This is a genomic window from Actinomycetota bacterium (genome assembly GCA_040905475.1).
Lineage (GTDB): Bacteria > Actinomycetota > AC-67 > AC-67 > AC-67 > DATFGK01.
Window position 1 is genome coordinate 23,271 of sequence record JBBDRM010000058.1, and the last position, 5,313, is coordinate 28,583.

Genomic DNA, 5,313 nt, shown 5'->3' on the forward strand with positions numbered 1-5,313 from the left:
CCCCCCCCCCCGGGACGGTTCCAAACTACGCGACCTGCCGGTCCACGCCGAGATCGATCGTGACATCCGGCGCGATGCGGATGGAGTTGTGCACCGTGCAATGCTCGACCACACGCCGAAGCGCTGTGCGGCGCGACTCGGGGAACCCCTTCGGCAGCTGCAGCCGGAGCTCCACGGCCGAAACGCGAGCCGGCGGGTCTTCGCTCATCGTGAAGTCGCACGCAACCACCAGCTCGTCGGCGGTCATACCGTGACGGCGGAGGAACCGTCCGGCGTAGAACGCGACGCACGACGCCAAGCCGGCCACGAACAACTCCGTCGGCGTCGGCCCGACGTCGGATCCGCCGGCCTCCAGAGGCTGATCCACGATGAGGCCGTGATCGCGGACCCTGATCCCGAATCGATCTCCTCCTGCGTTCCGAACCTCGATGGCTGCCATCGGGATCACCTAGATGAACAGGGTCGTCGCGCCGTCGGCGTCGAGCAGAGCGGTCGTCGCTCCGGCCGGTTCGTCGAGCCCATCGATCAGCGAGGCTCGATCCAGTCCGAGGAGATCCATCGTCATCTGGCACGGCACCAAGCGAACGCCCATGTCCTTCGCCATCTCGAGGAGCTCTTGCGGGTCGGCAACCTTGTGGTCGTGCGCGAGCTTCCGCATCATCTTCGGACCCGCGCCGGCGAAGTTCATCTTCGAGAGCTTGAGATGCTCGGTACCGCCTCGGTTCATCATCGACATCATCTTCTGCATCCAGTTCTCGCCCGTGATGCGCACGTCGTTGCGGACGAGCGGGAAAAGCCCCCAGAAAGTGAAGAACACCGTGACGGACCAGCCCATCGCCGCGGCCGTCGTGGACAGGATCAACGTGGGCCAGATCTTGTCGAGGTCCCCGCTCCAGGCGAATATCACGAGGCGATGATCTTCTTCCTCGACGAGTTCCGTCGCAGCGGTGGCGAGCTCGGTCGTCATCGTCCTCACCTCTTCCTGATCACATAGTGATAGGTGCCGTCCTCTGCCGTTTGCTCGATGAGCTCGTTGCGCGTCGCGCGGCACCAGGCTTGGAAATCGGGAACCGATCCCGGGTCGGTCGCCAGTACCTCGACGACATCGCCCGACCGCAGCTCCTTCATGGCCTTCGCCGTCTTCACGATCGGGAGGGGACACGACAGACCCTTCAGATCCAGCGTCTTCGTGATGGTGACGTTCATGTCGCGCTCCTTTCCTTACGTGAGCGGAACTCGGGGATCCGCCCCTTGGGCACGGTCGCCCAATAGAGGCGGTTGAACATCCATTTGGCCATGTGCCAGTGGCGCGATGGCTGCGGCGGCACCGGCGGGTGCTCGTAGTCGAAGCGCAGCACGGTCGTACGTCCGCCGCCGACCTCGAGGAAGCACATCACCTTTCCGCCGTACGACTCCCGCGGCGCGGTGCCGCGGACCAGCGAGGCGATACGGCTCGCGACGACGGGCGCCTCGTAATGCGCGGTCGAGCCGCTCTTTGAGATCGGGAGGTCGGTCGCGTCGCCCATCGCGAAGATCCGCTCGGCCGACCGATGCTGGAGCGTGGCCGGGTCGGTGGGGACCCAGCCGCCGGGCCCGCCGAGGCCCGAGTCGTCCACCATGCTCTGTCCCCGATGCGGAGGCACCAGGACGAGCAGGTCGTAAGAGGATTTCTCGCCTTCGAGCGAGGACACCACCTGGGCCGCGGCGTCGACCGACTCGACGTTGAAGAACGTGGCGAGCTCGATCCCGCGCTCGGCCATGAGCGGCTGAACGAGTTTCGATGCCGACTCGATCGTGAACGCGCGGTTGAGCGGCGACGCGAGCGTGATCCGGCTGCGTTCGCGGATGCCTCGCTTCCGGAGGTGCTCGTCGAGCATCAGGGTGAACTCGACCGGTGCCGGCGGGCACTTGTACGGGATCCCTGCGATACCGATGACGATGTGTCCGCCGTCGAACGCGCGGAGCGCCTCCCGCAGCCGCAGCGCGCCGGCCAGGGAATAGAACTCGTGCGCGCCCTCCGTCATGCCGGGAACCTGCTCCGGCACAAGACGGGCACCGGTTGCGAGCACCAGATAGTCGTACGGCAGCGAGCCTCCCCGCTCCAGCTCGACGAATCCTTGCTCGTGATCCACGCGCGAGGCGGCCTCGATGACGAGCCCGACGTCGCGGCGCAGAAGCAATCGCTCGTCGCGAGCCAGCCACCGGCCGTTCGCCTGGCCGAGGGCCGCGTAGAGGAACCCCGGCTGATAGACGTGCATGCCCGTCGGGTCGACCACCGTGACGCGGGCGTCCCGGCCGAGCTCCTTGTCGATCAGGTTGGCGACGAGCGTTCCACCGACGCCGCCGCCGAGAACGACGACCCTCGCCGGCATCGCCCTCACCGAGCCTTACGGATCACGAAGCGCGCGAAGCCTTCTTCGGGGATCGTCTCAACCAGCTCGTGAGACGCCTTCGCGACCCACGCGGGGATGTCGGTCTTCGAACCCTCGTCCGAGGAGAGCACCTCGATCACGTCGCCGACCGTCCCTTCCCGGATCGCTCCGATGAGGGACATGAGGGGACCCGGGCACGGCATGCCCCGGGCGTCGATGCTCCTCGTAACCGTTGCGGTGGTCATGACTCCTCCTCTAGATAAAGACGATCGCTCCGGTCGCCTCGGCCATGAATGCCGCGACGCCTTCGACGTCGTCGACGATCGGGTCCAGGTCGGTCTTGGTGATCTCGAACATGTCCATCGAGAGAGCGCAGGCGTGGATCCCGACCTCGCCGATCTCCTTCGCCTGTGTGAACAGATCCGCCCAGTGCTGCCCCTTCTCGGAAGCGATGCGCATCGCGGCGGCGCCCTCGACGCCGGCTTCGGGCACGGCGCCGTGGTCCTTTCTGATCCGGTCGGCGCGGAATGCGTCCAGAGCCCAGTACTGCAGGAATACGTTCACCGGACGTTCCATGGCGGCGGCGCCGACGGCCAAGACCGCAGCTGCTTGGAGCTTGTCGTCGGTCCCAGAGAACAACACGAGCGATAGCGGCTCTGCGGTGTCCATCGGTGTCCTCCTTCTACTGGGTTCAGCCTCGCAGCGAGAGGGGCAATTCGGCAGGGGCGAGGGGCCCGCGCAGCAAGGGTCTCTCGGCCCTGTGGCGCTCGATGTCCTGCTGTCAATCTGTCCATGAGGAGGTGCTTCATATGGGCCCGGCGGTTCTGCTCGTGGAGCCCGATTCGGTCCGGCGCAACGAGATCGGCCGCTGGCTGGAGGACGCCGGCTACGAAGTGCTGGACTGCCCCGGGCCCTCGGCCCCGGACTACTCGTGCATCGCTGCGTGCGGCGCGCCGTGTCCGCTCGCGGGAGCCGCCGACGTGGTCGTGCTCGACATGCGGCTGGCGTCGGACGATGCGATGCAGGGGCTGACCGGATGGGAGCTGTTGATCTACTACATGGAGCACGGTGAACGGGTGGTCGCCCTGAGCGGACAAGAAGACTCGGTGCACCCGCTCGACGACGAAGGCGTCACGGTGCTGCGGCGACCGGTAGACCGTGAGGAGTTGATCGACGCGGTGCGAGGGCTTTCACGTCGACGGATCCCGGGAGACGCCTGATGGCGACGATCTTGCTGATCGAGGACATCCCCGACCTCGGACTGTACGAGGCGCGGCTCCTCGAGGCTCAGGGTCACCGTGTCATCCGGTGCGGCGGCGCGCCGTCTCCGCTTGCGGCATGCAGCCTTCTTCGTTTCGGGCATTGTCCGCTGCCCGACGTCGCCGACCTGATCGTGTTCTCGACCGCGCTGTATACGCCGACGAGGCACCGGACCTATCGCGGCATGGATCTGCTCAGCGCGTATCGCCGACACCACGTCTACGGCCGCATCCCGATGCTCGTCGTGACGATCGGGGTGCCGCGCGACATCGAGGGCCGGTCGGCGATCGAGTTCGTAGAGAAGTTCTCGCCCCCACGAGAGATCCTCGCCGCGGTCGGGCGTCTGCTCGATCTGGCACGGGTGGGGGCGGGACCGACGAAATGAAAGGAGGAGCCATGTGGGGCCTCCATGATTACGGATGGGGTGTCGGGATGATCGCCTGGATGCTCTTGGTTTGGGCGGCCGCTTTGATCACCACCTGGATCATCTTCCGCGATATCGGCGGACCGAAGCACCACTCCCGCCATTGAACGCGTCGGCGGAGTGCGAACTCCACCGCGAAGCGCCCCTCGACCGCCCGCGGGTCCTGGAGACACACTCCGCGACGCTCTTCTTTACGAACGACCTCGTGTACAAGCAGAAGAAGCCGGTCCGCTTCCCGTTCCTCGACTTCTCGACGCGTGAAGCTCGCGAAAGCGCGTGCCGGCGTGAGGTCGCTTTGAACAGCCGCCTCGCCCCGGACGTGTATCGGGGCGTTGCGACGGTGCTCGGTCCGGACGGGGAACCGTGCGACCACCTGGTCGTGATGCGGCGCATGCCGGATAGCCGACGGCTGTCGAACCTGCTCGGCTCCCGAGACGCGGCCGAACATATGCGTCGGATCGCGAAGGTGATGGCCGCGTTCCACGCCGAAGCGGCGACCTCGGCGGAGATCGACTCGGCCGCAACGGCAGAGGCCGTAGCCCAGAACTGGCGGGACAACTTCGAGGAGGTGCGTCGGTTCGCGGGCCGATATCTCGACGCCGGGGCCCTGGCGCGGGCGGAGGGGCTCGCAGTTGGGTTCCTGGCCGGCCGCCGTGCGCTCTTCGACCACCGGATCGCGGCGGGCAAGATCCGCGACGGCCACGGGGACCTTCTGGCCGACGACATCTTCTGTCTGCCCGACGGGCCCCGGATCCTGGATTGCATCGAGTTCAGCGACCGGCTGCGATACGGCGACGTCCTCTCCGATATCGCCTTCCTCGCGATGGATCTGGAGCGGCTCGGACGTCCCGATCTGGCCGTGGAGTTCGTCAATCGGTATCGCGAGTTCTCCGGTGAGGACGCGCCGGAGCCGCTCGTGCACCACTACATCGCCTATCGCGCACAGGTTCGCTCCAAAGTCGCCTGCCTGCGCGCCGAGCAAGGAGATCCCGAGGCGGCCGCCGAAGCCGCACGCTTGCTGGAGATAGCCGTCCGACATCTCGAGCGGGCGCGGGTCCGGCTCGTGCTCATCGGCGGCCTGCCGGGGACCGGCAAGACCACGCTCGCGCACCTGATATCCGAGGATCGCGGCTGGGCTCATTGGCATTCCGATGACACCCGTAAGGAGCTCGCCGGAATTCCGCCCTCGACGCCGGCCCCCGCCCCATACGGTGAGGGCCTCTACGCGGGCGAAACGACCCGTGCGACGTACCGCGC

General features: G+C 66.8%; 10 protein-coding genes. 4 read left to right on the forward strand and 6 right to left on the reverse strand.

What is annotated here, in order from left to right:
• Window positions 1-25: 25 nt before the first annotated feature.
• Genes WEB06_05220 through WEB06_05245 form a run of 6 tightly spaced genes read right to left on the reverse strand, consistent with a single transcriptional unit; the run spans window position 26 to window position 3,041 of the window.
• Window positions 26-439, reverse strand: a complete 414-nt coding sequence (locus WEB06_05220; GenBank protein MEX2555013.1) for an OsmC family protein — start codon at window positions 437-439, stop codon at window positions 26-28.
• Between the two features lie 9 nt (window positions 440-448).
• Window positions 449-967, reverse strand: a complete 519-nt coding sequence (locus tag WEB06_05225) for a DsrE/DsrF/DrsH-like family protein (GenBank protein MEX2555014.1) — start codon at window positions 965-967, stop codon at window positions 449-451.
• A 5-nt stretch (window positions 968-972) separates the two neighbouring features.
• A complete protein-coding gene (locus WEB06_05230; protein ID MEX2555015.1) occupies window positions 973-1,206 on the reverse strand; it encodes a sulfurtransferase TusA family protein in 234 nt (77 codons plus the stop codon).
• Window positions 1,203-2,372 carry an FAD/NAD(P)-binding oxidoreductase gene (locus tag WEB06_05235; GenBank protein MEX2555016.1) on the reverse strand — a complete coding sequence of 390 codons (1,170 nt, stop codon included), beginning with the start codon at window positions 2,370-2,372 and terminating at the stop codon, window positions 1,203-1,205. The genes WEB06_05230 and WEB06_05235 overlap by 4 nt, the downstream gene beginning before the upstream one ends.
• Before the next feature lie 5 nt (window positions 2,373-2,377).
• Complete coding sequence (locus tag WEB06_05240) at window positions 2,378-2,617, reverse strand: sulfurtransferase TusA family protein (protein ID MEX2555017.1); 240 nt, start codon at window positions 2,615-2,617, stop codon at window positions 2,378-2,380.
• 10 nt (window positions 2,618-2,627) lie between these two features.
• The gene (locus WEB06_05245; protein MEX2555018.1) at window positions 2,628-3,041 is read right to left on the reverse strand and encodes a DsrE/DsrF/DrsH-like family protein; all 414 of its coding nucleotides are present in this window, start codon (window positions 3,039-3,041) and stop codon (window positions 2,628-2,630) included.
• Between the two features lie 140 nt (window positions 3,042-3,181).
• Between WEB06_05245 and WEB06_05250 the strand changes: the two genes are divergently transcribed.
• The 4 genes from WEB06_05250 to WEB06_05265 form a co-directional block, all read left to right on the forward strand.
• A complete protein-coding gene (locus WEB06_05250) occupies window positions 3,182-3,592 on the forward strand; it encodes a hypothetical protein (GenBank protein MEX2555019.1) in 411 nt (136 codons plus the stop codon).
• Window positions 3,592-4,017 (forward strand): response regulator, encoded by a 426-nt coding sequence (locus WEB06_05255; GenBank protein ID MEX2555020.1) that lies wholly within the window; start codon window positions 3,592-3,594, stop codon window positions 4,015-4,017. The genes WEB06_05250 and WEB06_05255 overlap by 1 nt, the downstream gene beginning before the upstream one ends.
• An 11-nt stretch (window positions 4,018-4,028) precedes the next feature.
• Entirely contained in the window at window positions 4,029-4,163 is a 135-nt protein-coding gene (locus tag WEB06_05260; protein ID MEX2555021.1) for a hypothetical protein, read from the forward strand.
• A gap of 98 nt (window positions 4,164-4,261) precedes the next feature.
• Window positions 4,262-5,313: phosphotransferase (locus WEB06_05265; protein MEX2555022.1), on the forward strand; the 1,052-nt coding region annotated here is incomplete at its 3' end.

Excerpts from the sequence above, each read along its gene's own strand:
- WEB06_05255 (MEX2555020.1), top strand. The coding sequence starts at position 3,592 with ATGGCGACGATCTTGCTGATCGAGGACATCCCCGACCTCGGACTGTAC.
- WEB06_05225 (MEX2555014.1), bottom strand. The coding sequence starts at position 967 with ATGACGACCGAGCTCGCCACCGCTGCGACGGAACTCGTCGAGGAAGAA.
- WEB06_05220 (MEX2555013.1), bottom strand. The coding sequence starts at position 439 with ATGGCAGCCATCGAGGTTCGGAACGCAGGAGGAGATCGATTCGGGATC.
- WEB06_05250 (MEX2555019.1), top strand. The coding sequence starts at position 3,182 with ATGGGCCCGGCGGTTCTGCTCGTGGAGCCCGATTCGGTCCGGCGCAAC.
- WEB06_05235 (MEX2555016.1), bottom strand. The coding sequence starts at position 2,372 with ATGCCGGCGAGGGTCGTCGTTCTCGGCGGCGGCGTCGGTGGAACGCTC.
- WEB06_05240 (MEX2555017.1), bottom strand. The coding sequence starts at position 2,617 with ATGACCACCGCAACGGTTACGAGGAGCATCGACGCCCGGGGCATGCCG.
- WEB06_05260 (MEX2555021.1), top strand. The coding sequence starts at position 4,029 with ATGTGGGGCCTCCATGATTACGGATGGGGTGTCGGGATGATCGCCTGG.
- WEB06_05230 (MEX2555015.1), bottom strand. The coding sequence starts at position 1,206 with ATGAACGTCACCATCACGAAGACGCTGGATCTGAAGGGTCTGTCGTGT.
- WEB06_05245 (MEX2555018.1), bottom strand. The coding sequence starts at position 3,041 with ATGGACACCGCAGAGCCGCTATCGCTCGTGTTGTTCTCTGGGACCGAC.